The 26,904-nt window shown below is 62.7% G+C and carries 27 protein-coding genes, 1 tRNA gene and 1 other RNA gene; 12 read left to right on the forward strand and 17 right to left on the reverse strand.

The features are described from left to right. Positions 1–21 precede the first annotated feature (21 nt). Positions 22–1,200, forward strand: a complete 1,179-nt coding sequence (locus DEA8626_RS10795) for a dipeptidase (RefSeq protein ID WP_108852956.1) — start codon at positions 22–24, stop codon at positions 1,198–1,200. A gap of 4 nt (positions 1,201–1,204) precedes the next feature. On the opposite strand, the gene DEA8626_RS10800 is transcribed toward DEA8626_RS10795, so the two are convergent. Together DEA8626_RS10800 and DEA8626_RS10805 are read right to left on the reverse strand one after the other, a co-directional pair. Further along, positions 1,205–1,654 carry a host attachment protein gene (locus DEA8626_RS10800; RefSeq protein ID WP_108852957.1) on the reverse strand — a complete coding sequence of 150 codons (450 nt, stop codon included), beginning with the start codon at positions 1,652–1,654 and terminating at the stop codon, positions 1,205–1,207. A gap of 87 nt (positions 1,655–1,741) precedes the next feature. Then, positions 1,742–2,719, reverse strand: coding sequence for a Gfo/Idh/MocA family protein (locus tag DEA8626_RS10805; protein ID WP_108852958.1), 978 nt, complete (start codon positions 2,717–2,719; stop codon positions 1,742–1,744). 148 nt (positions 2,720–2,867) lie between these two features. Between DEA8626_RS10805 and DEA8626_RS10810 the strand changes: the two genes are divergently transcribed. Next, a complete protein-coding gene (locus DEA8626_RS10810) occupies positions 2,868–3,824 on the forward strand; it encodes an alpha/beta fold hydrolase (protein WP_108852959.1) in 957 nt (318 codons plus the stop codon). Between the two features lie 6 nt (positions 3,825–3,830). Here DEA8626_RS10810 and rpoH read toward each other — a convergent pair whose 3' ends face one another. Beyond that, positions 3,831–4,724 carry an RNA polymerase sigma factor RpoH gene (rpoH, locus tag DEA8626_RS10815; RefSeq protein ID WP_108852960.1) on the reverse strand — a complete coding sequence of 298 codons (894 nt, stop codon included), beginning with the start codon at positions 4,722–4,724 and terminating at the stop codon, positions 3,831–3,833. Positions 4,725–4,879: 155 nt separating this feature from the next. Continuing rightward, positions 4,880–5,929 (reverse strand): RluA family pseudouridine synthase, encoded by a 1,050-nt coding sequence (locus tag DEA8626_RS10820; protein WP_108852961.1) that lies wholly within the window; start codon positions 5,927–5,929, stop codon positions 4,880–4,882. Between DEA8626_RS10820 and DEA8626_RS10825 the strand changes: the two genes are divergently transcribed. Further along, positions 5,919–6,254, forward strand: a complete 336-nt coding sequence (locus DEA8626_RS10825) for a DUF6476 family protein (protein ID WP_181366407.1) — start codon at positions 5,919–5,921, stop codon at positions 6,252–6,254. The genes DEA8626_RS10820 and DEA8626_RS10825 overlap by 11 nt on opposite strands. 491 nt (positions 6,255–6,745) lie before the next feature. Here the strand turns inward: DEA8626_RS10825 and DEA8626_RS10830 are convergent, their stop codons facing one another. After that, positions 6,746–7,612 (reverse strand): SMP-30/gluconolactonase/LRE family protein, encoded by an 867-nt coding sequence (locus DEA8626_RS10830; RefSeq protein ID WP_108852963.1) that lies wholly within the window; start codon positions 7,610–7,612, stop codon positions 6,746–6,748. Between the two features lie 554 nt (positions 7,613–8,166). On the opposite strand from DEA8626_RS10830, the gene DEA8626_RS10835 reads away from it, so the two are divergent. The 3 genes from DEA8626_RS10835 (at position 8,167) to DEA8626_RS10845 (ending at position 12,374) form a co-directional block, all read left to right on the forward strand. Further along, on the forward strand, positions 8,167–9,765 hold the full coding sequence (locus tag DEA8626_RS10835; RefSeq protein ID WP_108852964.1) for a SulP family inorganic anion transporter: 1,599 nt from the start codon (positions 8,167–8,169) through the stop codon (positions 9,763–9,765). 456 nt (positions 9,766–10,221) lie between these two features. Beyond that, a complete protein-coding gene (locus tag DEA8626_RS10840; protein WP_108852965.1) occupies positions 10,222–11,025 on the forward strand; it encodes an alpha/beta fold hydrolase in 804 nt (267 codons plus the stop codon). Beyond that, positions 11,025–12,374 carry a sensor histidine kinase gene (locus tag DEA8626_RS10845; RefSeq protein WP_108852966.1) on the forward strand — a complete coding sequence of 450 codons (1,350 nt, stop codon included), beginning with the start codon at positions 11,025–11,027 and terminating at the stop codon, positions 12,372–12,374. The genes DEA8626_RS10840 and DEA8626_RS10845 overlap by 1 nt, the downstream gene beginning before the upstream one ends. Positions 12,375–13,012: 638 nt before the next feature. On the opposite strand, the gene DEA8626_RS10850 is transcribed toward DEA8626_RS10845, so the two are convergent. Next, positions 13,013–13,089 (reverse strand) — tRNA-His (locus DEA8626_RS10850). A 181-nt stretch (positions 13,090–13,270) separates the two neighbouring features. On the opposite strand from DEA8626_RS10850, the gene DEA8626_RS10855 reads away from it, so the two are divergent. Beyond that, complete coding sequence (locus tag DEA8626_RS10855; protein WP_108852967.1) at positions 13,271–13,486, forward strand: DUF6324 family protein; 216 nt, start codon at positions 13,271–13,273, stop codon at positions 13,484–13,486. On the opposite strand, the gene DEA8626_RS10860 is transcribed toward DEA8626_RS10855, so the two are convergent. Next, positions 13,461–13,913 carry an MmcB family DNA repair protein gene (locus tag DEA8626_RS10860; protein WP_108853429.1) on the reverse strand — a complete coding sequence of 151 codons (453 nt, stop codon included), beginning with the start codon at positions 13,911–13,913 and terminating at the stop codon, positions 13,461–13,463. The two genes, DEA8626_RS10855 and DEA8626_RS10860, sit on opposite strands and share 26 nt — an antisense overlap. 159 nt (positions 13,914–14,072) lie before the next feature. Between DEA8626_RS10860 and ssrS the strand changes: the two genes are divergently transcribed. Next, a non-coding RNA gene (gene ssrS / locus DEA8626_RS10865) (6S RNA) lies at positions 14,073–14,230 on the forward strand. A gap of 30 nt (positions 14,231–14,260) precedes the next feature. Here ssrS and DEA8626_RS10870 read toward each other — a convergent pair. The 6 genes from DEA8626_RS10870 to DEA8626_RS10895 form a co-directional block, all read right to left on the reverse strand. Next, the gene (locus tag DEA8626_RS10870; RefSeq protein WP_108852968.1) at positions 14,261–14,575 is read right to left on the reverse strand and encodes a hypothetical protein; all 315 of its coding nucleotides are present in this window, start codon (positions 14,573–14,575) and stop codon (positions 14,261–14,263) included. Between the two features lie 71 nt (positions 14,576–14,646). Then, positions 14,647–15,006 (reverse strand): DUF1304 domain-containing protein, encoded by a 360-nt coding sequence (locus tag DEA8626_RS10875; protein WP_108852969.1) that lies wholly within the window; start codon positions 15,004–15,006, stop codon positions 14,647–14,649. Beyond that, positions 15,003–15,488, reverse strand: coding sequence for a transcription antitermination factor NusB (gene nusB / locus DEA8626_RS10880; RefSeq protein ID WP_245890825.1), 486 nt, complete (start codon positions 15,486–15,488; stop codon positions 15,003–15,005). Before nusB ends, DEA8626_RS10875 begins: the two co-directional genes overlap by 4 nt. Then, positions 15,485–16,036 carry a 6,7-dimethyl-8-ribityllumazine synthase gene (locus DEA8626_RS10885; RefSeq protein WP_108852970.1) on the reverse strand — a complete coding sequence of 184 codons (552 nt, stop codon included), beginning with the start codon at positions 16,034–16,036 and terminating at the stop codon, positions 15,485–15,487. The genes nusB and DEA8626_RS10885 overlap by 4 nt, the downstream gene beginning before the upstream one ends. 2 nt (positions 16,037–16,038) lie before the next feature. Next, the gene (gene ribB, locus DEA8626_RS10890) at positions 16,039–17,133 is read right to left on the reverse strand and encodes a 3,4-dihydroxy-2-butanone-4-phosphate synthase (RefSeq protein ID WP_108852971.1); all 1,095 of its coding nucleotides are present in this window, start codon (positions 17,131–17,133) and stop codon (positions 16,039–16,041) included. A 156-nt stretch (positions 17,134–17,289) separates the two neighbouring features. Next, positions 17,290–17,898, reverse strand: coding sequence for a riboflavin synthase (locus tag DEA8626_RS10895; protein ID WP_108852972.1), 609 nt, complete (start codon positions 17,896–17,898; stop codon positions 17,290–17,292). Between the two features lie 219 nt (positions 17,899–18,117). Between DEA8626_RS10895 and DEA8626_RS10900 the strand changes: the two genes are divergently transcribed. The 3 genes from DEA8626_RS10900 to DEA8626_RS10910 all read left to right on the forward strand — a co-directional run bounded on the left by DEA8626_RS10900 (position 18,118) and on the right by DEA8626_RS10910 (position 22,640). Then, complete coding sequence (locus tag DEA8626_RS10900) at positions 18,118–19,371, forward strand: capsule polysaccharide biogenesis protein (protein WP_245890826.1); 1,254 nt, start codon at positions 18,118–18,120, stop codon at positions 19,369–19,371. Positions 19,372–19,452: 81 nt separating this feature from the next. Further along, positions 19,453–20,586: a polysaccharide biosynthesis/export family protein gene (locus DEA8626_RS10905; protein ID WP_108852973.1), complete on the forward strand. Its 1,134-nt coding sequence runs from the start codon at positions 19,453–19,455 to the stop codon at positions 20,584–20,586. After that, the gene (locus DEA8626_RS10910) at positions 20,586–22,640 is read left to right on the forward strand and encodes a capsule polysaccharide biogenesis protein (protein WP_108852974.1); all 2,055 of its coding nucleotides are present in this window, start codon (positions 20,586–20,588) and stop codon (positions 22,638–22,640) included. The genes DEA8626_RS10905 and DEA8626_RS10910 overlap by 1 nt, the downstream gene beginning before the upstream one ends. Before the next feature lie 4 nt (positions 22,641–22,644). Here the strand turns inward: DEA8626_RS10910 and ribD are convergent, their stop codons facing one another. The 4 genes from ribD to DEA8626_RS10930 form a co-directional block, all read right to left on the reverse strand. Then, complete coding sequence (gene ribD, locus DEA8626_RS10915) at positions 22,645–23,742, reverse strand: bifunctional diaminohydroxyphosphoribosylaminopyrimidine deaminase/5-amino-6-(5-phosphoribosylamino)uracil reductase RibD (protein ID WP_245890827.1); 1,098 nt, start codon at positions 23,740–23,742, stop codon at positions 22,645–22,647. Next, positions 23,739–24,206 (reverse strand): transcriptional regulator NrdR, encoded by a 468-nt coding sequence (gene nrdR, locus DEA8626_RS10920; RefSeq protein ID WP_108852975.1) that lies wholly within the window; start codon positions 24,204–24,206, stop codon positions 23,739–23,741. The genes ribD and nrdR overlap by 4 nt, the downstream gene beginning before the upstream one ends. 247 nt (positions 24,207–24,453) lie before the next feature. Then, positions 24,454–24,873 (reverse strand): secondary thiamine-phosphate synthase enzyme YjbQ, encoded by a 420-nt coding sequence (locus DEA8626_RS10925; protein WP_108852976.1) that lies wholly within the window; start codon positions 24,871–24,873, stop codon positions 24,454–24,456. Further along, entirely contained in the window at positions 24,870–25,616 is a 747-nt protein-coding gene (locus DEA8626_RS10930) for a glycosyltransferase domain-containing protein (protein WP_108852977.1), read from the reverse strand. The genes DEA8626_RS10925 and DEA8626_RS10930 overlap by 4 nt, the downstream gene beginning before the upstream one ends. A gap of 162 nt (positions 25,617–25,778) precedes the next feature. Between DEA8626_RS10930 and yghX the strand changes: the two genes are divergently transcribed. After that, entirely contained in the window at positions 25,779–26,666 is an 888-nt protein-coding gene (yghX, locus tag DEA8626_RS10935; RefSeq protein WP_108852978.1) for a YghX family hydrolase, read from the forward strand. Positions 26,667–26,904 lie beyond the last annotated feature (238 nt).

The following is a 26,904-nucleotide window of genomic DNA, read 5'->3' on the forward strand; positions in this document are numbered from 1 at the left end:
CAATGGAGGGGAGGCCGGCCGATGTGGCGGATCATTGCGAGACTAGTTCTATTCGCAATCATCATCGGGCTCCTCGCCTTCTTTTCGCTCGGCCCCGGCCTCGTCGACGACCGCCTGAACCCGGTGACGGAGCATGATCCCTGGCCGGTCAGCCCCGCAGCCATGGCGATGCACGAACGGCTGATCATCGGCGACTTGCATGCCGACACTCTCTTGTGGAACCGCGACCTGACCGAGCGATACGAGCGTGGCCATGTCGATCTGCCGCGCCTTGCGGATGGCAATGTCGCGCTGCAAGTCTTTACGACCGTTACGAAAAGCCCGTCTGGCCTCAACTATCAGGAAAACTCAGCAGAGGCGCGCGACGATATTACGGCGCTTTTCATCGGGCAGCTGCGCCCGCTCAACGCGTGGCAGGACCTGACCCAGCGCGCGCTTGTTCAGGCTAACGCGCTCAGAGCTGCCGAGAAGGCGGCCCCGGAGATGCTGAAGATCATCCGGACCCGCGACGATCTCGCCGACTTGCTGGAACGGCGGGCAAACGGCGAAAAGGTCGTCGGCGGCATTCTGGGTGCAGAGGGTGGCCACGCACTCTCGGGCGAGCTCGGCAATCTCGACAAGCTCTTCGATGCCGGATTCCGCCTTGTCGGTCTCACGCATTTCTTCGACAACGAGCTCGGCGCATCGCTTCACGGCGAGGCGGGGGCGGAGAACGGGCTCACGGACTTCGGGCGGGCGGTCGTCGGGAAGATGATCGAAAAGCGCATGATCATCGACCTTGCCCACGCCTCCCCAAGGGTCGCCGAAGAGGTGCTCGAAATGGTCGACGTGCCGGTCGTCGTCAGCCACACCGGCATCCGGTCGCACTGCGAAACGGTCCGCAACTTCCCCGACGACCTCATGCGCGCCATCGCCGAGGAAGGCGGGCTGATCGGAATCGGCTTCTGGGAGGACGTGACCTGCGACGAGACGCCGGCGGGCGTCGCAGGCGCCATCGTCTCCGCGATCGACATCGTGGGCGAGGATCACGTCGCGCTCGGCTCCGACTATGACGGATCGGTGCGCGTAGCCTTCGACGTCTCCGAGCTCGCGGCGCTGACGCAGGCGCTGATCGACTCGGGCCTTGACGAGCCCACGATTGCCAAGGTCATGGGCGGCAACATGGTCCGCTTTCTCGACGCCGCCTTGCCCGAAGCCTGAGGGATCACATCGGCAAGATATCCGCGAAGTGCCGTGGCAAATCGCGCGCCGGGATTTTGATCAGGTCTTTGGCGAGGTCCGCGTGAAGGGCCTCGGCCGGAGCGCCGGTGAGCCTGGCACGCAGCTCCCCGAGAGTCTTAGGCGCCGCGGCAAGGACAAGGCGGTCAGGCGCCAGCTTCTTCCATTGGCGCGCGAGAGCTTCCATCACGTGCCCGACAAACCTTTCGCGTGACTGCCGTTCGAGCGAGGTCGAAGGCTCAAATCCGTGGCGCCCCACATCACCCGGTCCGCCGGTCTGTCTGCCCCGCTGGTCGGCATATTCCACAACCGTGTCGCTGAATTGAGACGCGACGATTTTCGACAATTCGCTCAGACCCTTGCCCACCCCTTCGTTCAGGAGGAACCGGGCGGATTCGTCATCCGCGAGCAAGACGAGCGTGCGAACGGGCTTCATAGGACACCTCCGTTTCAATCCGGTATTGCCCAGATATGGGCGAACCAAACCGCATCCGCCATGACAAGGATCACAACCGCGGGCGCGTCACTCCGAAGCTGACCATACCATGTCGATCATCGCTTGGGTGCCCCGTGCATCTTCGAGCGTCCACGGATAGGCCGCGCCCCCTCGAATAGTGCGACAGAACGCCTCGACCTGACTGCGATATTGACGCGCGCCGGGGAAACGCCGGACCTGGTCGGCGGAGTCGTTGCGAAACAAGTGAACCTGCGCCTCGCCGAACAGTCCCGCATTGAAGGGAGCGGTCAATCGGATGAGGCCGGACTCGCCTTGAAATATGACCTCCTGCCGCGGGAAAAGCCGCATGGAGGTCATCGCCTGGTAGGTGAAACGGCCGTTTGGCCCTTTCATCTCGCCCCTAACCTGGGCGAAGACGTCGACATCGTTCTCCCGCTTGATGTAAGCGCGCAGATCGACGGGTTCAGCACCCGTCGCCCAACGCACGGAGCCATAGGCGTAGACGCCGATATCAGGGATCGACCCGCCGCCTGTTTCCGGCCGGTTGCGGATGTTGGCAGGATCTGCGCGGTTGTCGTAGCTGAAATGCGCATCAGCATGGAGCACGCGCCCGATCGCCCCCTCGGCGATCAGCGCACGCGCGTGCTGCCATTGCGGGTGGTGGACGATCATGTAGGCCTCGGTCGCGAAGAGCCCCGTCTCGTCGCGCGCGGCAATCAACCCGTCGATTTCCTCGGCCTTCATCGCAATGGGCTTCTCGGTCAGGGCGTGCTTGCCAGCGCGAAGCGCCTTCAGTGTCCACTCGACATGCAGGTGATTGGGCAACGGAATGTAGACGGCTTCGACCTCGGGATCGGCCAGAAGGGCGTCGTAACTGTCGTGTATTCTGAGATCGGGGCAGAACGAGCGAAACGGCGCGGCCTTCTCCACGTCCGACGTGGCAAGCGCGAAGAGCCGCGCGCCCTCGGCCTCATGTATCGCGCGCGCCATGTGCTCACGGGCGAACTTGGCTGCGCCAAGCACGCCCCAGTTGACGGTTTTCATAGGTCAGCCCCTCTCTTGTCAGATACATCAAGACCCATTGGTCGCGACGTTGCAATACGGAGGTCCGAGAATCGGTTCGTCCAGGTGACTTGGGTCAAGGCGGCACGCTGTCTGCGCATTCAGACTGCCCGCAAAACAAGGGGCTCGCATGAAGCGGCGCGCAGTTCTTGGGATCGGCGGGCTCGCAGCCGCGGCTGCGGCGGTTGGATTTCCGGCGAAACAGCGATTTGACCACGCCGTCGCCGAGGCGCGCGGGAGGATCGCTGCGCCGACCCGACTGGCGTCGACGCGGTTTGGGATGGTGCAGTGGGCCGAGGCCGGACACGGCCCACCCGTCCTGATGCTGCACGGGACCGGCGGCGGCTTCGATCAGGGGCTGTTGTTCGCCCGACGGCTATCCGGTGCCGGGTGGAGGGTGATCGCACCGTCTCGCTTCGGTTACCTCTCTTCGGAGTTTCCCGCCGACCCCTCGCCCGCGCATCAGGCGGACGCGCTTGCCGACCTGCTCGACGCGCTTGCCATCGACCGCATTCCGGTGATCGGGGGTTCGGCCGGCGCGCTTTCGGCCATCGAGTTCGCCATCCGCCATCCGGAGCGTTGCGAGGCGCTCGTCACTCTCGTGCCAGCGGCCTTTGCGCCGGACCGCCCGCCGATGCGCCCCAACGCGCTCGGCGCTGCGATCATGCGATACGGATTGCAGTCGGATTTCCTGTTCTGGGCTGGCATGACGCTCGCCGAGGGCAGGATGATCGGCACGCTTCTCGCGACCGATCCTGCGCTCGTGCAAGCCGCGTCACCAGAAGAACGGGCCCGCGCAGGCGAGATCCTGCGTTCGATCCTTCCGGTCAGCGCGCGGGCGCGCGGGCTTCTGAACGATGCCCTACACGCTGGCAACCCTACGCCGCAGGAGTTGACTGCGATCGCTGCGCCAACCCTTGCGATTTCGCTCGAGGACGACCGGTTTCTGACCCTCGACGCGGCGCGCCATATCGCACAAACCGTGCCCGGCGCGAAACTGCTGAGCTACGCGACCGGCGGGCATATCTGGATCGGTCATGATGCGGAAATCTTCGCCGAGATCGACGCGTACCTGCGACAGGCCTAGTGCGCGTTACGCCGGGACCGCGATCCCTTTCTCCTGCGCGAGCTTGTGCATCTGGGCCTGCAGCTTCTCGAAGGCGCGCACCTCGATCTGGCGGATCCGCTCGCGGCTGACATTGTACTGCGACGACAGGTCTTCGAGGGTCACCGGCTCATCGAGCAGCCGGCGCTGCATGAGAATGTCCTTTTCGCGATCGTTCAGCACATCCATCGCGCGCTCCAGCAGCTCGCGCCGCACCGACAGTTCGTCCGCCTCCTCGTAGGCGCCGGCCTGGTCGGCATCCTCGTCCTCCAGCCAGTCCTGCCACTGTGCTGTGCCGTCTTCAGACCCGATCGTCGCGTTCAGAGAGGCGTCGCCACCCGACAGGCGCCGATTCATGGCGATGACCTCATCCTCGCTCACGTTCAGGTCATGGGCGATCTTTTCGACATGCTCGGGGCGCAGGTCGCCCTCTTCCAGAGCGCCGATCCGGCTTTTTGCCTTGCGAAGATTGAAGAAGAGCTTTTTCTGCGCCGAAGTCGTGCCAAGCTTAACGAGGCTCCAGGACCTGAGAATGTACTCCTGGATCGAGGCGCGGATCCACCACATGGCGTAGGTCGCGAGCCGGAAGCCTTTTTCCGGATCAAACCGCTTCACCGCCTGCATGAGCCCGACATTGGCCTCCGAGATCACCTCGGCCTGCGGCAGGCCATAGCCGCGATAACCCATCGCGATCTTCGCGGCGAGCCGCAGGTGCGACGTGACCAACTGGTGGGCGGCCGAGCTGTCCTCGTGATCCACCCAGCGCTTGGCCAACATGTATTCCTCTTCCGGCTCGAGGAGCGGAAACTTGCGGATTTCCTGCAAGTAGCGGTTCAGCCCCTGTTCGGGGCTAGGTGCCGGAAGGTTGGCGTATGTCGTCATCTCTAACCCCTGTTCAGGTCGAGGAATAAACACATTAGACACCCCCATCGTTCCGTACAAGTGCGCCAGTGCACAGAGCTTAACGTGAAATGATCGAGATTCCGTCGCTCTGCGAGAAATGTGTCAACGCTTCACATGCATTTCATGTCTCGCGATCACGGATTGGGTGCCAAGGCGGCAAGCAAATCCGCGAGTGCCTGAAAATCGTGCGGAAGCGGACATTCGAACGCCATGTCGCGACCGGAGACGGGATGGGTGAATCCGAGCGTGGCGGCGTGGAGCGCCTGCCGGGGAAAGCCCGAGATCGCCGCGGCGGCTTCGGCGCCAAGTGCCTTCGCGGGCGGTTTGCGGCGGCCGCCATAGGTCTTGTCGCCGACAAGGCCGTGGCCGACATGCGCCATGTGGACGCGGATCTGATGTGTGCGTCCCGTCTCGAGCCAGCATTCGACGAGCGCGACGGCAGGTGGCTTACCATATGTTTCGCGCACCCGGACCCGGGTCACGGCATGGCGTCCGCCCTCGAACCGGACCGCCTGCCGCTGCCGGTCGGTCCTATGGCGCGCCAACTGGGTAGTGATTTTCAATACGCCCCCCGGCTCGAAACTCGTGCCCTTCACGCCGTGCAGCCGTGGATCGGCGACGTCCGGCACACCGTGGACAAGCGCAATGTAGCGCCGATTCACGCTGTGCTTCTCGAACTGCCGCGCCAGTCCGTGATGCGCGCGGTCAGACTTCGCGACAACCAGAAGACCCGTCGTGTCCTTGTCGATCCGGTGCACGATGCCCGGCCGCTTGCGCCCGCCGACACCCGACAACGTGTCGCCGCAATGGTGGAGCAGCGCATTCACCAGCGTTCCCGCGCGCGCGCCCGGTGCGGGATGAACAACCATTCCCGCAGGCTTGTCGATCACAATGAGGTCCTCGTCCTCCCAGAGCACCGTGAGCGGGATGTTTTCGGGCGCCGTCTCGGTCTCTACCTCGGGCACGAGTGCGATTTCGTAGACCTGGCCTTCGGCCGGTTTCGCCTTGGCATCCGTCACGACCTTCCCGGCCCTTCGGACCCCGGCTTCAGCCAAGAGTTTCACGATGCGGGACCGCGACAGCGCGGCATCCTCTGGCACATCCCGGGCCAGCGCCTTATCAAGGCGGTCGGGCGGGTTTGGCCCAATCACAACGCTGAGGAGGCGTTTGGCGATGTCCGACATGAAAGAGGCTCCGGTTGATACGGACGCCGGGACGGATCTGCCGCCTCAGCTGCGCTTTCTCAAGGCTCTGGTGACGATCCTTTCCGGAACCATGATTGTGGGGCTGATAACGATCGTCGCACTGATTGTCATCCGGTTCCCGACAGCGACTGCACCGCGGCCGGCCCTTCCCGACGGCATACGCCTGCCGGAAGGCGAAGCAGCGCGCGCAGTGACCTTCGGTTCCGGCTGGATTGCCGTCGTCACCGAAAAGGACGAAATCCTGATCCTCGACGCAGACAGCGGCGCGCTGCGCCAGCGCGTACAGATATCGGCGGGAGAATAGCCGCCGTGGGGATGGTGCCGCATCCCGCGCTCGAACGATGACTCTCAGATCCGCAAGTTGCCTGCGCCATTGAATCTAAATGGATTTTCTGACAACCAGACCAGATCGCGGCGCATCAGTTCAGACGGGTGGTTGATCGCGGCGAGCCAAACTCTGCTGCGCCGAGAGAGTAGCTGACCCAGCCCCGTGATCCCGGCCAGCAGTCACTACAATAGGGAGGCGCCTAATCTGCTACGCCGAACCGGCAGTTGGAGCATTTGCGCAGCATCTGGCACCGCCAACCGACGCTTCAGCGGGCAAGACGGGGTGGGCAAGTAAAGCCGGCACTCACTTCCGCAAGTACCACTGTATTTTACGCGATGGCCAGTCGCAGGTACGACGGCAACGTCCATTTGGCGAAAGTATCGCGTGTTCGGTACGCGCATGATCGCGCGACTACATCAGGAACCCTGATCGCATCTCGCCCCGCGCCGGGGAGCGCTGCGCGCGCCCTAGTCGATGCGGTAGGCCACCAACGTGTTGTCGAGCATCATCGGCACGATCAGCAGCGAGCGGTCGGGCAGATATTCCAGATCGGCGCTGCCCATGTTGAGATCGAGTAGCAGGTCATGGCTTCCATCTGCCAAGATCCGGTACACGCCACCCGCAATCCAGTCCGACACCAACCAGCCGCCTTTGCCGTCCGGCTCCAACCCGTCGAGGTTGCCAACCGGCTCGCCTGAGCCAAGGTTCGCTACGGCTCCGGTTTCGGTATCAACCGTAAGAAGATGCCCGGCGATCTTGGTGGTGAAGTCGTCCTGCAGATCACGGCCCCAAGCGGCAATGATCAGCTTGTCGTCGAACACGTTGAGCCCATTGGGGTGTTGGAGCGCTTCCCCTTCTGCCAACACGGCGAGCCCGTCGTCCGTGAGGACATGGATCCTTTCAGCTATCATGTCGGATACATAGACCCCCGTTGTTCCGACGATCGCCGTGTCGTTGAGAAAGACTGCGCCTTCGACCGGCCATGTTTCGGCGATTTCTCCTGCTTCGATGTCGATGGCAACCAGTCGGTCGATATCGCTTACATAGAGCGTGGCACCGTCGCTGATTAGCCCTTTGGGCGCGTCAAGTCCTGTGACCCATTGCGCCTCCAACATTTCTCCGTCGGGGCTTACGCGAGATATGTAGCCGTTTCCGTCCTTTGCTGCAGGCTCGCCGGCAATGTTGGAGACGTAAAGCACGGCGCGAGCGTCGTCATAGTAGGCGCTTTCGGGCGTCTCCAGCCCATCGAGGGTCCAGACGGCCTCTTGCGCATAAGCGAGCGTCCCGCCGCTCAGCATCAATGCGGCCGTTGCAAAGTTGGTGAACATGTTCATGTAAATTGCTCCCAAGAAACCCAGGATCGAGCAGTTTCCAATCCGGTTTCCAGTGTAGCATGGAACGATGCTTTGCGCCGCGAGTTTCCAGTTCGACCTCGCCTGGGCCGGTATTTTCCTGGAGTTTGGGACAAGGAATCAAACTACCTAGGAACGTACCCTTGGTCCCTTTGATCTCTTGCGGCACCGACTTGCGCGAAGGGCTCAGAGTTGGTTTTTCACTAATCGAATGCCGCCATAGAAATTGTGACCCTTAAAACTCCTCGGTTTCGTGTTTTCTCGCAGCGATGCCACACGGTCCCGCGCTCCACACCAGCCCCGGAACCAAGATCTGGCAGATAACCCTTTGGCGCCACATTGAAATGAACAAGTCTTCGCCGCGCTTGACGGCCGAATTGGCTCATTGATCACGTAGGGCTCATAGGTTCCTGGCCCTTCCCGCCATACTACTGATCCTGCCGCACTCGTCCGCAAATTCCCGGCGAAGGGTTTCGCTCGTTGTTGTTTGCCGATACATGCGCCCCAGCGAACAGTCCAATTCCCTGAGGTTTCCAATGCCCCGCTCCGCGCTTGCGGCATTCGCCGCTGCCGTGTCGCCTGTCCATGCGCCGGCCTTCCCGCCTTCCTCCGCCGCCGCGAGGACGGAGATACTGTCGGGTCTCACGGTGGCGCTCGCCCTGGTTCCGGAGGCGGTGGCCTTCGCTTTCGTCGCAGGTGTGCATCCGTTGGTCGGGCTCTATGCCGCGTTCATCGTCGGGCTGATTACGGCGCTCATCGGCGGACGGCCGGGGATGATTTCCGGGGCCACCGGGGCATTGGCGGTGGTAATGGTCAGCCTCGTCGCGGTGCATGGTGTCGAATACCTCTTCGCGGCCGTAGTCCTTATGGGACTGCTGCAAATTGCCGCCGGTCTTCTGAAGCTCGGCAAGTTCATTCGCCTCGTGCCGCATCCCGTGATGCTGGGTTTTGTCAACGGCCTCGCCATCGTCATCGGTCTCGCCCAACTCGAACAATTCCGCGTGCCAGACGATCACGGCGGGCATGCCTGGATCACGGGATTGCCGCTCGCGACAATGCTCGCGCTTGTCGCCGCCACCATGGCGATCATATGGGTGATGCCGCGGCTCACGAAGGCGATTCCCGCGCCGCTCGCCGGGATCGCGATCGTCACCGCCCTCGTGATCGGCTTCGGTATGGACGTGCCGCGGGTTGGCGATCTCGCCTCGATTCAGGGTGGGCTGCCCACGTTTCACGTGCCTTCCGTGCCTTTGACCCTCGAGACGCTGGAGATCATCATTCCCTATGCGGTGATCCTTGCCGCGATCGGCCTGATCGAGAGCCTATTGACGCTGAACCTCGTTGGCGAGATTACGGGCAGACGCGGCGGCGCCAGCCAGGAATGCGTGGCCCAGGGCGTGGCCAATACGGTAACCGGGTTCTTCGGCGGCATGGGCGGCTGCGCGATGATCGGCCAGTCGATGATCAATGTGACTTCGGGCGGACGCACTCGGCTTGCCGCCGTGGCCGCTTCGCTGTTTCTCTTGTCATTCATCCTCTTCGGCTCGGCGCCGATCGAGCAGATCCCGCTTGCGGCCCTTGTCGGCGTCATGTTCATGGTCGTTATCGGCACATTCGCCTGGCAGACCTTCCGGGTCTTGCGCCTCGTACCTACGGTCGATGCGGTCGTCATAGTTCTGGTGACTGCGATCACAGTGGCGACGGATCTCGCCACCGCCGTCGTCGCCGGTGTCATCGTCTCGGCGCTGGCCTATGCTTGGCAGAACGCCAAGCGAATCCAGGCGCGGACAAGCTTCGGCCCGGACGGTGCCAAAGTCTATCAGATCGAAGGCCCACTGTTTTTCGGTTCGACAGACGGATTCGCCGAACTCTTCACACCGGAAACCGATCCCGATCGCGTCATCGTCGACTTTGCCGGAAGTCGGGTGGCGGACCAATCGGCGCTGGCCGCGATCGAGGCGCTCGCAGCGCGTTATGAAGCACAGCGCAAATCGCTCATCCTGCGTCATCTCAGCCGCGACTGCCACCGGCTTCTGAACCGCGCCGGACAGCTCATGATCGACAGTGACGACGACCCCGACTACGGCGTCGCGGTGGACTACGGCGTGAAGGCCGGTGCGTTTGGCGGAGCATAGTGAGTCAGGACGCGACAGTCATCATCGCCGGCGCTTGTAGGTCGCCAAGTATGCCGCTTGAGACCGCGAGAATGACCGCACCGCTGTCGTCGTAAGAACCCTGGCGCCGACGACAGACTTGATGGTCGCCGCTACAGCATGGAAAGCCTAACAAAGGCAGAAAAGGGCTGTTAGTGGCCCGCGTTGTTTCCGAGCCGTTGCCAACATTCAGTGGCGCGGTTTTTTGCGGTCTACGGCGTTCCGTGGCAGGCATCGAGCCGCAATTTGACGATTTGACAGCAGTTCCTTTCGGCACTGGCGCTTGGCAATGCTTCAAAATCTCTCCGGCTCGAACGACAACGGGACGGAGTGCTGGGTCACACATTGGATGCGGCGCATCCACATCTGGTTGCTTCTGTCCGATCGAGAAGTGATTATCCTCATGGAAAACGACGAATACGATCGGTTCTTCAGCTTATGATCTTGGCACGCAATAACGTGAGGGACACGGGCGAAGTGGAACGTCGACCCTTGGTGTTCGTGCACGGCTTCGGCTGCGATCAGTCGATGTGGCGCGATGTCGTACAGAGCTTCACCCCGGATTTCAGGATCGTCACCTACGATTTGACGGGCATGGGAGGTTCTGATTTGTCGGAATACGAGCCCCGTCGCTATGCGAAACTTGACGCGCATGCCGAGGACCTCTTGGACATTTGCGCTCATCTCGACCTGAAGGATGCGATCATCGTAGGTCACTCGATTGGGGCAACGATCGCCGTCTTGGCGGCAAACATGGCTCCTGAACGCATGAAGCGGTTGATATTGGTGTCTCCGAGCCCGTCGTTTCTGGAAGACCCGGCGACCGGATACAATGGAGGATATTCCCGCGAGGATCTGGATGGTCTGGTTAAGTTTCTCGACGAAAATCACCTAGGATGGTCGCATCAGATGGCACCGACTATAGTCGGCCAGGATCCGGACGCTCCGGCCGCGATCGAGCTTACCCAGAGTTTCTGCAGGACCGATCCGCGAATTGCGCGGCATTTCGGCCATGTCACTTTCTTTGCCGACAGGCGAGCAGATTTCGAGCGCCTGGAGCGTCCCGCCCTAATTATACATTGTAACCAGGACGCATTGGTGCCGATGGATGTCGCCTGGTGGATGCGCGACCATATTCCAGAGTCGAAGCTTGAAATCCTTCAGGCCACGGGTCACTGCCCTCACATGACCGTGCCAACGGACGCCGTCTCCGCGATGCGCAACTTTCTCGAGGCGGCCTGATGCAGGGCAGTGATGCCAGAAGCGATCTGTATCATTCTTCCGAACTGGTAGACGATGCCCCCTGCGGGATTGTCGTCACCGAACCGAACGGCCGTATTGCGTATGTGAACAAGACGTTGGCCCACTGGATGGGCTGGATATCGGGCAAGATCGAGACCGGGGTGATGTTCTCCGCCTGTCTGACGGTTCCAGGGCGGATCTACTACGAAACCCACATTGCCCCAATGATGCGACTACAAGGTTTCGTACGCGAGATATCCTGCGAACTTAAGGTCGAGCGAGGACCACCTTTGCCCGTCCTTCTTAGTGGGATCGCGCGCCGCGATGCCATGGGAGAGATCGAAAGGTTCGACTTCACCATTTTTGATGCGAGCGAGCGACGGACCTATGAGGAGGAACTTCGCGAAGCGCGGAGGCAGGCCGACGAACTTGCCGCCATCGTGCGCAGCTCTCCCAACGCTATCCTGCGGGTGAATGCGCACGGCCGGATCGAACAATGCAACAAGGTCGCGGAAGGTCTCATCACTCATGCGCAATCTTCGCTGGAACGACCGGTCAGTGAGGCCATCCAACTGAAAGACCGGCCCGACTGGTTCAACGAGGCCGTACTGCAATCGGATGAAGAAGTTGTGTTCGAAGCGGCCGATCTCTCCGACCGTGAGTTTGAAGTCGTCATCAGCCCGATCCGCGAGCGCGATCCGCTCGCCGATTCGCGGGACTGGTCAATCGTTCTGCGTGACATCAGTGCGCAGAAGCAAGCCGAACGGCATCTCAAGGTCGTGGTCGCCGAGACGAAACATCGCCTGAAAAACACCATTGCCGTGATCGCTGGCATTGCCAGGCAGACACTGCCTCACGATGCCGCCGAGATATTGACAAGAAGACTCGGCGCGCTGGCACACGCGCACGATTTGCTGACCAAGGCGAACTGGAGGAGCGCGAATCTGCGCGAGGTCCTGGACCACACCTCGGGCGAGGCGGGGGGCGCGGACCGCTTTCGGGTCACCGGTCCCGAGGTCCGTCTCTCTGCGCAGCAGGCAACCTCGCTTTCGATGGCACTTCACGAGCTGGTGACAAATGCACTCAAATACGGCGCACTGTCTGTTCCGGAGGGGTATGTCACCGTCGATTACGATTGGGAGGGTGGCCCCTATGCCAGCAGTCTGCGTCTAGTCTGGCAGGAGAACGACGGACCTGCGGTGTCGCCGCCCGAACACCGCGGCTTTGGCAGCAAGATGATCGAGATCGTCCTAAAGACCGACCTGTCGGCAGATATCGTGTTCGATTTCCGAAAAGAAGGGCTCTGGTGCGAAGTCAGCTTCGCTCCGGGAAAGCTCACAGGTGAGTGAGCAAAGGATCCGTGCAGACGTACCTAGCGGCTATGAGCTGCCGATCACTGTTTGGCAAGGAGTGCTGCCACCCATGCGCGTCATGGCGAAATCGCGGGCCGATTTCCTGAAACGGCACGAAGCGAGTGCGCTTCCTAACCGGAAACTGCCATCCCGGCATTGGGGGGCGTGACACGAGATTGCCTGAGGACGAAGGTGTCGCGTTCGTGCGTCGCCTGCTGCTTAGGGAAATTCGCTGCTGGGTGCGCGAGAGATAGGTCAAGTCGGCCGAGGCGGACGAAAGTCCGCGCTCCGACGAACTCGATCTTGCCCGCATCCCCTTGAATTGCGATCTGCGCAAGTACCTGTCCCTGCTATCCGACGCGGCGCCGAATGTTCCGTCACTGATCGACCATATCCGCGGCTTGCGCCGCGAACTTCGTGCGATAGCCGAAGCGATTGACCGCCGGCCGCCGGCGACAAGCAAAGCATTGATGGTCACGTTGACGGAGATCGCCAGAGATAGGCTCGCCAATACGAAGACGTGTCACCGATGCCTCGTTGCCCGGGGATCCGCTTCCGGAAATAAGACGAGATCCTTGCAGCACCTGCAAGGAACCCTTGCTTTCGGCAATGACCAAGGAAATCAGTCAGTTGGATGGTACCGACGCCCCGGCTCGAACGGGGGACCCCCAGATCCACAATCTGGTGCTCTAACCAACTGAGCTACGTCGGCACTTAAGTGGGCATTTAGCCCCCTGTCCAAATGATTGCAAGTGCGTCGTCAGCCGGATACCTGTGCATCTGCGGGCTGGCGAGATGCTGCCGCGCGGAATTGCAGCGGGCAGCCGAACATGCGTCTTGTCTCGCGCGCCCGTATCACGCTAGCGAAAGCCAGTGAGCGGAGGATCGCCGAAATGGGCATCGAAAAGGAAAGCGATATCGCAGCCAATCTGCAAATCGGTCCGACGACGCTTGGCATGGTGCGCATCTACGTCGAGGCCGAGGGGATCGAACTGCCGCTCGATTTCGACCCCGACGAGGCCGAGGAAATTGCCGAGGAGCTACGCGCTGCGGCCGAGGCCGCGCGTGGCATGGGCAAGAATGTCAGGGGTAAATCCCCGAAACGGTGACGCCCGGATCGCGGAACGCCTGAAGCCTCAGCGCCGCGTGGCGCGCGAATTTTTGAAGCATCACCTTCCTTCGTGCCCCGGCAAGCGGCGAAGCGGGTCCCAGGCGCAGGATCTCCGCATCGTAGGCGTCGGCGAGCATGAGCCCCGTATTTTCGGGCAGAAGGCCAGCGGGAAAGTCCGCGTCGACTGCCCAGAAGAACCGGTCACCCCATTCGAGGTAGTTCCGCCACTTGCGATCGGAAACGTAATCCGTCCGGCTCGACTTGCATTCGACGATCCATATTTCACCCTTCGGTCCAAGTGCCATCACATCGAGCCTAAGGCCGGGCGCCGGCATCAGCTCCTCCACCGTTACGAAGCCGTGCTGGAGAAGATGGCGGCACACACCACGCGCGAGAAGTTGGCCAGGCATCAGGTCATCGGGCATGGTCAAAATATGAACATAAAGTGAACACCTGTCCAGCCCCAGCGCGGCCACGCCCATCCCAATCGCGCCTGTCTGAGGCTGTTAGCCACGCATTACAGCCGTGACGTGGAACACAGACCCCTTGTCGAGACGCCTGAGGCGTCCTATTTCTGAGATCGGCGGGTTCTGCGCTTCTCGTGCGGGGCCCTTTTCCAGTGGCCGATACTCTCTTCCGAGGGAGCTGGCTCTGCCGGGATCGTGGTCCCGGTACCCGGCGCCCACCTGGTTAAACCAGGCTCTCGGGAAAAACACGCCTCCACGGTCGCCGCGGTTCCCGCCACTTCCCGAAGATTAGGACCTGATAGCGCTCAGCGGCGCGCCCTCACAGGTGAGGATATGCGGACCGGCGCGAGAACCGAGACCGAAGCCGGAAGGCGCGGACCCTTGGGGGGGTCTTCGTCCTTCTGTTCCATCCGCATTACCACGATCGAGAACTGAACACCCGCGAAGACGATGCCATTGAATACGAACAGCATCAGCGCGGCGATCCAGCCTTCGGGCGAGGTCGAAATGAGGTGCCAGAGATTGGCGACATTGAGCCACAGAAGCGATGCGACGAATACGCCGGATAGTGCGAAACCAATAAGCACATTGCAGATGTAAAGACGGATGAGCGCGGGCATGACAGGGCTCCCTTCACTTCCAATCTACTGCGAGTCTCTCGGCGCGCCGAGCGGCACGCTGTCGCACCCCGTCAGCTCAACCAGACGAATAGGAGAGCAATGGCGGCAGGCGCAGCCTGAACGTAGGCGATCCGGCGCGACACCGTTGCGGCACCGAAAAGGCCGGCGACGATGACGCAGGAGAGAAAGAATATGGCCAAGGATCTGCCGAACGCGCCCTCTGCAATCAGGGACCAGACGAGACCGGCGGCGAGAAACCCGTTGTAGAGCCCTTGGTTGGCCATCATCGGCACCGTCAAGCGAAACAGCTCGGGCGGGAACCGGCGAAAGAGCTTAGGGCCGAAGCGTTGCCAGGCGAACATCTCGAACGACAGGAAGCCGAGATGCATCACTGCGACGAGTCCAATCAGGATCTCGGCGACGACCGTCACCGAAACGCCTCGGGACGCGTCTCGCGCGCCATGTGATCAAGAACGGCGTTGACGAATTTCGGCTCGCGGCCCTCGGGGAAGAATGCGCTCGCGATTTCCACGAACTCGTTGATCACGACCCGGGGCGGCGTCGCTTCGTCCTGAAGTTCCGCCCCCGCGGCACGGAAGAGCGCCCTGAGCACCGGGTCAATCCGATCGATTGGCCATTTCGCTACAAGTGCTCGATCGGTCAACTGGTCGACTTTCGCTTGCCAGTTCACGGCATCCTCGACGATGCGCCGGAAGAGGTCGGGATCGCCCTCGACCATCTCGTCCCCTTCGTAGACTGCGCCGAAGCGGTGCGTTTCAAATTCTCGCGTGACGGCGTCGACAGTCTGGCCCGCCGCCTCCATCTGGAACAGCGCCTGCACGGCATAGAGGCGCGCCGCCGACTTCATCTTGCGCTTTTCCTCGGCGCTCGGCTTGTGGTCCGGGTTGTTCATGCGCGGGCCGGTCCCTTGCTGCCGCCCGCGATGCGGAACTCCTCCTCCGCCGGCTTGAAACCGATGCCTTTCCTCTGGCTCGCCCATTTGCGCGACAACGCCACAAGATGAAGCGCTGCGGCCGCTGCGCCACCGCCCTTGTCCTGACCTGCCGGATCGGCTCGCACCTCGGCCTGCTTGCGGTTCTCTACCGTCAGGATTCCGTTGCCGACACAGACGCCAGAGAGGCCGAGCATCGTCAGCCCTCGCGAACTGTCGTTACATACAGTCTCGTAATGCGTAGTTTCGCCACGGATCACGCAGCCGAGCGCGACAAAGCCGTCATAATCAGCCATCCGGCTGGCCATCGCGATCGCGCTTGGCACTTCGAGTGCGCCGGGCACTTCCACCAGATCAACCCCCGCCCCCGCCTTGTCGGCAACGGCGCGCGCGCCGGAAACGAGGTTGTCGGCGATGTCCTTGTAGTACGGCGCGACGACGATCAGCAGACGGACCCTCTTGTCGAAACGCGGCAGATCGAGTGTGTGATGTGTTTCCTGTCCGGCCATCGTCAGACCTCCTCGATAGGCCGCGTACCCTTGATCGTCAGATCATAGGCATCGAGTCCCAGATACCGCGTCAGCGGCGAATTTGTGAGCAGGACCAGCTCGCGCAGCCCCATCGCTGAAAGGATCTGCGCCCCGAGCCCGGTCTGCTTGATCGTGCGCGGGCCATCCTCCTCTTCGATGACGAGCTTCGCCTTTGGGTCGCGGAAGAGACACACAGCCCCCCTACCCTCCTTGGCGATGATCCGCATCGCGCGCGCAAGCTCGCCCTCGGCCGAAGGTCCAAGCGCCAGCACGTCTTCAAGAATGTTGAGCGCGTGGGCGCGCACGAGCACAGGTTCCGGCGTCGTGATGTCGCCCTTGGTCAGAACGACATGTTCGGTGCCCTCGGTCTGATCGGTGAAGACCCGCATCGTCCAGTCGCCGCCATAGGCCGAGTTCACCTGCCGCGTCGCGGTTTCGCGCACAAGATTGTCGTGACGCCGCCGGTAAGCTATGAGGTCCGAGATCGTGCCAATCTTCAGCCCGTGCTTCTGGGCGAAGGCCACGAGATCGGGCAGACGCGCCATCGTGCCGTCTTCGTTCATGATCTCGCAGATCACGCCGGAAGGATTGAGGCCCGCGAGCCGCGCGACATCCACCGCCGCCTCGGTATGGCCTGCGCGGACAAGCACTCCGCCGTCGCGGGCGCGAAGCGGGAAGATATGGCCGGGCGTGGCGATGTCGGCCGATCCTTTGGTCGGGTCGATCGCCACCGCGACGGTCAATGCGCGATCATGCGCCGAGATGCCGGTCGAAACACCTTCTCGCGCCTCGATCGAAACGGTAAACGCGGTCTCGTGGCGCGAGGAGTTCTTCGGCGACATGAGCTGAAGGCCCAGCGCATCGATCCGCGCCGTGGACAATGTCAGGCAGATCAGGCCGCGCCCATGGGTGGCCATGAAATTGATCGCATCGGGCGTGCACATCTGGGCGGGAATGACCAGATCGCCCTCATTCTCGCGATCCTCGTGATCGACGAGGATGAACATACGCCCGTTGCGCGCCTCGCCGATGATCTCTTCGGTCGGAGAGATCGCCGCCTTGAGGTCGTCGGTCATCGCATCAGTCCCGTTGTCACATGGTGTTCGCCGCTGCACTATCCGAACATATGGGCATTTGCCAGCCCGCAGGCGAAGGTCAGCGAACGATCCTTACAGCGCCCGCGCCGAACAAGTCGCAAGCCGGTGATAACTTTCCGTTGTGGCCCGACCCGATCACCTGTTCGCCCAATCCCTAAGCCGCGCAACGTAGCGGGCGAGCGTGTCGATCTCGAGGTTTACGTGATCGCCCTTGCGGGCTTCGCCCCAGGTCGTCACTGCCTTGGTGTGCGGGATGATGTTGACGCCGAACTCCGCGCCCGAGACCTCGTTCACTGTAAGCGACGTGCCATTCAGCGCAACGGAGCCCTTGGGCGCGATGAAGCCCGCAAGCGCCTCGGGGGCGCGAAAGGAATAGCGCGTGCTGTCGCCTTCGTCCTGCACGCCGATGATTTCTGCCACGCCGTCGACATGGCCCGAAACGATATGACCGCCAAGCTCGTCGCCGACCTTGAGCGCGCGTTCGAGGTTGATGCGCTTGCCGACATGCCAGCCATTCCGGCCGATATTCGTCTTTGACACCGTTTCGGCAGATATCTCGACGTCGAACCAGCCCTTTGGCTCTGTGCCAGTGCTGATCACCGTCAGGCAGACGCCGTCGCAGGCGATGGAAGCGCCGATATCGATGCCAGCGACCGGATAGGCGCTGGCGATGCGGGCGCGCAGATCGCCGCGCTGCTCAAGATCCAGCACCTCGCCGATATCGGTGACGATCCCGGTGAACATGGAAGGACCTCCGTTTCTCTCTGCCTAGCCCGGCCCCGGATGCACCGCAAGAGGCGTACGCACCATTGCAGGCACGCATTCGTTGCGATCCATCCCCCTGCTGCTTCGGGGGCCGTAACAGGGCAAGATGACGCAAAAGCAGGGGGTAGGATCGTTAGCGACTGTCGAGTAAGAGTGCGCGCCATGATGCGAAACGTGCATGAGCCAAGCCGATTCCTGATGCTGCAGGGCCCCCACGGCCCGTTCTTCCGGCAGTTGGGCGACATGCTGCGCCTAGCCGGGGCCGAGGTTTGGCGTGTCGGATTCAATCGTGGCGACGAATTCTTCTGGCGTCGACGGGGATACATTCCCTTCACCGGCCGACCCGAGGACTGGCCGGCACATTGCGCCACGCTTTTCGAGAATCTCGGAATCACCGATCTCGTGCTTTACGGCGACAGCCGCGCGATCCACGCCGCAGCCATCGCCGAGGCGAAGCAGCGCGGAATAACCGTCCACGTTTTCGAAGAGGGCTACCTTCGGCCCTACTGGGCAACCTATGAGCGCGCCGGCTCAAACGGCCATTCGCGCCTCATGTCGATGACGGTGAACCAGATGGCCACCGCTCTCGCTCGGTTCGAGATGGATCTGCCGCGGCCGCCGACCCACTGGGGCGATATGCGCGAACACATCTTCTACGGCGCGCTCTACCATTTCCTCGTGATGGCGCGGAATGGGCGCTACAGGAGTTTCAGGCCGCATCGCGGGATCACTGTGGGCGAGGAGTTCAGGCTTTACTTGCGCCGTCTTCTAAATATGCCCGTTCACCGGGCCGAGCGTTGGACCACGACATTCCGCATCAAGAACGGACGGTTTCCGTATCATATTATACTCTTACAGCTCGAACATGATGCAAGTTTCAGAGCCCATTCCGACTTCTCGACAATGGCTGAGTTCGTGACCGTATGCCTAGAGGAATTCGCCCGCGGCGCGCCGACCCACCACCACCTCGTCTTCAAGTCACACCCGCTCGAGGACGAACGCGCCGCGTTGGCTGCAACGATCCGCGCCGGATCCCGGCGTCTTGGAATTGCCAGCCGTGTCCACCTGCTGCGTGGAGGCAAGCTTGCCCGGGTACTGGATGGCGCACGCAGCGCGGTAACGGTGAATTCCACCGCCGGCCAGCAGGTCCTGTGGCGCGGATTGCCGCTCAAGGCTTTCGGCCGCGCGGTCTACTCCAAGCCCGAATTCGTCTCAGACCAGGCGCTTGCGGAGTTCTACGCCTCACCACGCCGTCCTGACGCGCGTGCCTACCGCACTTATCGCCACTATCTCCTTGAAACCTCGCAGATTCCCGGAGGCTTCTATTCCCAGCGCGGGCGTCGAAGGCTCTTGCGACAGGTGGTCGACATGATTCTCGCGCCCGACGATCCCTATGACGCGCTCAGCGCCGGCACAGCGGCCCCCCGGCAACAGTTAAGTGTCGTCGACTAGAAGCGCTGGAGTTTTCGGCGTCATTTCATTAGGCTCGCCCAAAATGCTGAGGCAGCTTCCCGGCAAGAGGAGCCCGAAGACTTGCGATTCGCCGTTTCCCGCTGGACCAGAACCGTGGTCTTGCTCGCACTCGTTGCGAGTGTGGCAGGCTGTGGCCTGCCACGGTCGGGTCCCAATAAGCGCGAACTCTATTCCAGTTCCGTCCAACAGGAGGGTAACGCCTTTGTCGTGACGGTCGACAACCACGTGGCGCGTGCTGCTTCAGCCGTGCCGCCCCTTGGCTTCACCAACGGTTTCCTCGGCGCAGGCGTCATCGGGTCGGATGAAATTCGGCCGGGCGATGTCCTTGGCCTCACGATCTGGGAAAACGTCGACAACGGACTGCTGGCTGGGCCGGGTATGAACTCCACCGCACTCCAGGAAGTTCAGGTCGATGGCGAGGGTTACATCTTTGTCCCCTACGCTGGCCGAATCCGCGCCGCGGGCAACACGCCCGAGGCGTTGCGGCGCATCATCACCAACAAGCTCGACGCGCAGACCCCCGATCCGCAGGTATCCGTGAACCGGATCGCGGGCGATGGCGCAACCGTCTCAGTGATGGGCGGAGTGGGCGGACAGGGGGTCTATCCGATCGAACGCCCGACCCGCACCCTATCGGCGATGATCGCTAGGGCGGGTGGCGTTGTGATCGAGCCGGAGATTGCCCAGGTGGTAGTTACGCGCGGCAGTCATTCCGGCAGGATCTGGCTGAAGGATCTATATTCCAACCCGTCGCTCGACGTCGCGCTCCGTCCCGGCGATGTGATTCTCGTCGAGAAAGACCAACGCTTCTTTACCGCCATTGGCGCGACAGGTGCTCAGAACCGGGTGCTGTTCGAAACGCAGACACTCTCGGCGATTGAGGCAATCGCGCAGGTGGGTGGTCTGTCCACCAATTTGGCCGATCCGACGGGTGTATTCGTCCTGCGCAACGAAACGCCCGAGATCGCGAACGAGATTCTGGGCCGTACAGACCTCGTCACGACCCAGCGGATCGCCTACGTGCTCGACCTGACGGAACCGAACGGCATATTCAACGCCCGCGATTTCATGATCCGCGATGAAGATACTGTCTACGTGACCGAGGCGCCCTACGTTCAGTGGCAGAAGACTCTCGCGGCGATTTCCGGCGCAGCCACTTCCGCGAATTCGCTGTCTAACGCCGCCAATAACTGATGCCGTCCCCGCCGAGGGATGAGGCCGACAGAGGGGCACGACAGCCACTCTACGTCTTCTCGGGCGGTTTTCTCACGCAGCCCCGCATCCGCCGAATCCTGACGCTCGCAGGCTACGACATTCGCGTGGGTAAACCCTCCGGCCAAGCCGACCGCATCGCCGTCTGGGGTCGCAGCCCGACCGCACCCCGGGGCGAGGCGGTGTCCGATTGGACCGACGCACACTTGATCCGGGTCGAAGACGCGTTCTTGCGCTCGGTTCACCCGAAGCGCGTCGGGGGCGATGCGCCCATCGGCCTGCTGATCGATCCGGTGGGCGTTCACTTCGACAGCAGCACGCCATCCCGGTTGGAAGAGATTCTCGCCAGCGAACCGCTCGACGACGGCGCGGTGCTGCAACGCGCGCGCGACGGGATGGCGCGGATAAAGACCTCGCACCTCTCAAAGTACAACAACTTCGATCTCGACCTGGATGTGCCGGACCCCGGTTACGTCCTGGTGATCGACCAGACGCGTGGCGACGCCTCGGTCCTCCACGGCGGAGCGACCGAATCCACCTTCCGCGAGATGTTGGCTTATGCGGAGATCGAGCATCCCGGCCAGCGTATCGTCATCAAAACCCACCCCGAAACCGCCGCCGGAGCCCGGCAAGGCTACTACGATGAAAGCCAAGCGCATGGCCGGATCAGTCTGCTCAGCGATCCTGTCTCACCCTGGTCGCTCCTTGAAGGCGCGATCGCTGTCTATACCGTGTCGTCTCAGCTGGGATTCGAGGCAATCCTCTCAGGGCACCGCCCGCGCGTCTTCGGCCAGCCCTTCTATTCGGGCTGGGGACTGACCCAGGACGAGAACCCCGTCCCGCGACGGACGCGCAAACTGACCAAGGCTCAGCTCTTCGCCGGGGCGATGATCCACGCGCCCACGTGGTACGATCCCTGCCGCGACCGCCTGTGCAGCTTCGAGGAGGCCGCCGACCAGATCGAGGCGGAAGTCCGTACCTGGCGCGAGGACCGGAGGGGCTATGTTGCCGTCGGCATGCGCCTTTGGAAGCGCGCGCATCTCCAACGCAGCTTTGGCCGCCACAGGCGGCTTGTCTTCACGGACGATCCGACACGGGCGGTGAAACGCGCCGCGACCGAGGGCCGCGATCTGATGGTCTGGGCCGGGCGCGAGACCGATCAGCTTCGCGACCTTGCAGCAGGCCAGGTGCTGCGCCGCGTCGAGGACGGCTTTCTCCGCTCGCGCGGGCTCGGGGCAGAGCTCGTCCCGCCCTTGTCGCTCGTCACCGACCGGTCCGGGATCTACTACGATCCCGCGCGCGAAAGCGATCTGGAGCGCCTGATCACCGCCGGCCCGCCGCCGGGCGGCGAGGTGCGAGCAGAGCGGCTCATGGCGCGGCTGATCCGGCAGGGTCTGACCAAGTACACGCCGGATGAGGTGGACATGCCAGATATGCCGCGCGGTCGCCGCATACTCGTCCCCGGGCAAGTCGAGGACGACGCCTCGATCCGGCTTGGCGCGGGCCGCGAGACGACCAACCGCGCGCTTCTCGAACGTGTCCGGGCAGAAAATTCTGACGCGGTGATTATCTTCAAGCCGCACCCGGATGTCGTAGCCGGCCTGCGCCCCGGGCACCTGCCAGAGCCCGAGGCGCGTAGCTACGCTGACGTCGTGGCAGAGCGCGCGCCACCAGCGAAGCTGATCGAAGCCGTGAACGAGGTCTGGACGATCTCGTCGGGTATGGGGTTCGAGGCTCTCATCCGGGGCAAACCGGTGACCTGCCTCGGAACACCCTTCTATGCCGGCTGGGGGCTAACGCGCGATCTGTTTCCCCCGCCCTCGCGGCGCAGCGCGCGGCCAACGATTGCCGCACTCGTCCATGCCGCGATCATCGCCTACCCGCGCTATTCCGATCCTGTCAGCGGCCTACCCTGTCCCGCCGAACTCATCGCCGACCGTCTGGCCGACCGCGATATCCCTCATCCGGGGCGGCAGAACCGGCTGCTGGCAAAGCTTCAGGGCATGTTCGCGAGTCAGTCGTGGCTTTGGCGCTGAGTGTTCAGATTCTCGTCCAAAGGCTCAGCGCATCGGAGCCGACTCTCTTGAGCTTTCTGAGGCGGAAACGCGGCGCATCCACGAGCACCCCGAGCCCCAGCGAAGCGAGCGCCGGCCATGCATCTTCGCCAAGCGCGACGCCCGCAGAGAAGAGGGCGATCTCATCCACGAAACCGGATCGCAGGAGCGTCGCGCCCAGCTGCCCGCCCCCTTCGCAAAAGACCCGTGTCAGTCCCTCGCGCCCGAGCGCGGCGAGCATCGCGCGCGGGTCGAGTCGTTTGTCGGTTTCTGCGACCTTGATCAGACGGGCGCCCGCCGCGGTCCACTCCCGCCGTTCCTCAGCCGGGGCGGACGGTCCGTGCAGAAGCCAGACCGGCACCTCCCTGGCGCTTCGGGCAAGGTTGCTCGCGCTCGGCAAGTCGAGGCTCCTCGCCGCGATGATCCGCACGGGCTGATGCGCCTCGCCGAGCCCACGCACCGTCAGCGACGGATTGTCCGCGCGTGCCGTCCCCGCACCGATCAACACCGCATCATGCGCCGCCCGCATCGTATGGACGAGCCGGCGCGCTTCGGGCCCGGTGATCCACTTGCTCTCGCCCGACGCAGTCGCGATCCGTCCGTCGAGGCTTGTCGCCAGCTTCAGCGTCACCAAGGGGCGCCCTTCACGGACACGTATCAGAAAGCCGCGCTGAAGATCGGTTGCTTCCTCGGCCATGACTCCCGTCGCGACATCGATCCCGGCTTCGCGCAGCATCGCGTGGCCGCGCCCGGCGACCCTCGGGTCCGGATCTTCGATTGCGGTGATGACCTGTGAAATGCCGGCACCAATTAGCGCTTCGGCACAGGGCGGCGTCTTGCCATGATGGGCGCACGGCTCAAGCGTGACGTAAGCGGCGGCGCCGCGCGCCAGCGGCCCCGCCTGTGCCAGGGCGACGGTCTCGGCATGAGGACGGCCGCTTGGCTGGGTCCAGCCGCGCCCGACGATTCGGCCGTCCTTCACGACGACGCACCCGACCGCCGGATTGGGCCAGACCCGGCCGAGCCCGCGCCGGGCCAGTCCGAGCGCATGGGCCATATGGCGTCGGTCGACCTCGGCGCTCACTCTTCCGCCGGGGCGGTCGGGCGCAGCTCCGAGACGAACTTGTCGAAATCGTCCGCCGCTTGGAAGTTCTTGTAGACGCTCGCGAAGCGGACATAGGCGACGGTATCGATCCGTGCGAGCGTCTCCATCACGATTTCGCCGATCGTCTTCGAGGGAATATCCGTCTCGCCCATCGATTCAAGCCGCCGCACAATGCCCGAGATCATTTGGTCGATGCGTTCGGGCTCGATCGGGCGCTTCTGCATCGCGATCCGAATCGACCTTTCAAGCTTGTCGCGGTCGAAGTCCTCGCGCTTGCCGGAGGACTTGATGACTACGAGGTCGCGTAGCTGCACCCGCTCATAGGTCGTGAACCGGCCTCCACAGGCGGGGCAGAAGCGCCGGCGCCGGATGGCCACATGATCCTCGGCGGGCCGCGAGTCCTTCACCTGCGTATCGACATTTCCGCAAAACGGGCAGCGCATCCCCTTCCCCTCGGTCCTAATCCCCTGTTGTCCACAGGCACTATAGGCGCGCCTCAAGCATTTGGGTAGGGGGCAATTTTCGCCACCAGATACCGCGACGAGCTTGGGGGAAAATACGGCGCAGCTTCCCCTGAAATACGCGTAAGGGTTGAATAATGATGCGCACGCTGACCGGGGCCGGTTGAAGAAGACTCCGGAAGCGGACCGCCCTCACGGGGTCCTGTGCGCCGGACGCTCCACGCGGCAGTTATGGGACGAAATGAGCCACCACCCGGCGGTCATGGGGCGCCCGGCGATGCTCGAACAGGTAGATACCCTGCCACGTTCCGAGCGCCGGGCGCCCCGCTATCACGGGAATCGTCAGGCAGACCGGCAGAAGCGCCGCCTTGATATGCGCGGGCATGTCATCCGGCCCCTCGTAGGTGTGTTTCAAGTAGCGCATCGACGGATCGTCCGAAGGCGGGACGAGGCGATGGAAGAATTCCGCGAGGTCCGCCCGCACTTCCGGATCGGCATTTTCCTGGATGACCAGCGAGCAGGACGTGTGGCGCACGAACAGCGTGAGCAGCCCTTCGCCCCGGCCATCTGAGAACGCGCGAACCTTGTCGGTGAACTCGTAGAGCCCCGGGCCCCGGGTTGCGATCGTGAACTCCTCCTGCCGACTCATCCGGCCCGCCTTCGGCGCAAGGCATGGTAAAGCCTCCGCGCCTTTTGGTAGAGGCGGTTGTGGCGCGGAAAGTCGGTTCTGCGGGCCTTTCGGTCGAAGACCGAAAACTGCACCGTTTCCTTCCAGTCGAGCGCAGTAATGAAATCGTAGCGGAGCCCGAGTTTCCAGACGAGATAGGGAAACGAGATCTGGTCGCGCCGTGAATGGCGCAGGACATGTTCGAACCAGCGTTCGCCGAAACGGGCGGCCGTCGGGTCATTGTGGCGGCGGACGATGAAGTGCCCCTCGATCAATCCCGCTCGCTCAGGCATCCCTTCGGCGCGATAGGTGCGCATCCTCTCCCTCACGACGCGGTGCTCGTCGAGCCCGTTTTCCCGGACCGCTTGACCCTCCTGGTAAACACAGTCGCGCCGGAAATGGGCAAACGCGAAGAATGCGGCATCCGATTGCGCCTGAAGCGCAGCCAGAACCTGCCGCGGGTCGCGCTTCAGCCTCGACTTGTTGTCGACCCAGATCGACCATTCCTCATCTGGGAAGTATCGATGCGGCATGAGCTTCGCGCGCCGCGAGGCGCGCGCGGGATCAAGTCCGTCCAAGGGGTCGTGGATCACCTCGACGCCCGGCATGATGAGGTCCGGCTTGTCGGTGAAAAGCACCCGGCGGCAGGCCCCGAAGCCGCCGAACACGACGGGATTCACCGGATCCGCCGCGCCGTAATGCGCGCTGTATAGAACCAGGCCCATCTGCTCTGCCTATTCCCGCCTCCGACGCACCTTTCACCCGGCGACTATAGCCGTCGAATCTGGCGCGAACGAGGCCCGTCGCGGTTCTGCTAGCCAAACGATGGCCCGAAAATGCTAGACTGTCGGTATCTGGCACGACGCATACGGATCAGGGAGGACGACATGACACGTCTGACGGCCAAGGATTTCGCACCCGAGATTCTGGAACTCTACGACTTCTATGCCCACGGATTGATCACAAAGCGCGAATTCCTCGACCGTGCCGGGAAGTATGCGGTCGGCGGGCTGACGGCTGCGGCAATCCTCGGGGCAATGAGCCCGAACTACGCGCTCGCCGAACAGGTGAGCTTCAACGACCCCGACCTCCGGCCTGAATACATCATGTATCCCTCGCCGAACGGCCATGGCGAGGTGCGCGGATATCTGGTGCGTCCCTCTGCGGCGGAAGGAAAGCTTCCGTCGGTCGTCGTCGTTCACGAGAACCGGGGGCTCAACCCCTATATCGAGGATGTCGCGCGGCGCCTTGCCAAGGACGGCTTCATGGCGCTCGCACCGGACGGGCTTACCTCGGTCGGCGGCTATCCGGGAAACGACGATGACGGACGGGACCTTCAGAAGACTGTCGACGGAACCAAGCTGATGAACGATTTCTTTGCGGCCGTGGAGTTCCTGATGGGCCACGAGGGCTCGACCGGGAACGTGGGGATCGTCGGTTTCTGCTATGGCGGCGGCGTGTCGAACGCGGCGGCGGTGGCCTATCCCGAACTGAAGGCGGCCGTCCCGTTCTATGGCCGCCAGCCAGGGGCGGAGGACGTGCCGAAGATCAACGCCTCGCTGATGCTCCACTATGCCGGGCTCGACGAGCGGATCAACGAAGGTTGGCCAGAGTACGAGGCGGCGCTGAAGGCGGCGGGAACCGACTATCAGGCGTTCATCTACGAGGACGTCAACCACGGCTTCCACAACGATTCAACTCCGCGCTACGACGAGGCAGCGGCGGAGCTCGCCTGGGGGCGGACGGTCGACTTCTTCCGCGAGAAGCTCGGCTGATCGTTTAGGAAATCACTCGACTTCACGCGAGAGATGCCGGTCGACCCATTGAAACAAATTCGTTACGGGGATTCCGCGCTGGATTTCGCACACAGTTTCGAATTTTCGCGCAGGACCAGACTGAGCCTATGGCGGGTGTCTCGGCGAGCATGCATGTTGTAACGGCAATCGGCACTGGCAATCATGGCGAGTGCAAATTGCCGTCTGCCTATCTGCTATTCATTGGGATACGAACTTT

Origin of the sequence: Defluviimonas aquaemixtae (assembly GCF_900302475.1) — a bacterium.
GTDB lineage: Bacteria > Pseudomonadota > Alphaproteobacteria > Rhodobacterales > Rhodobacteraceae > Albidovulum > Albidovulum aquaemixtae.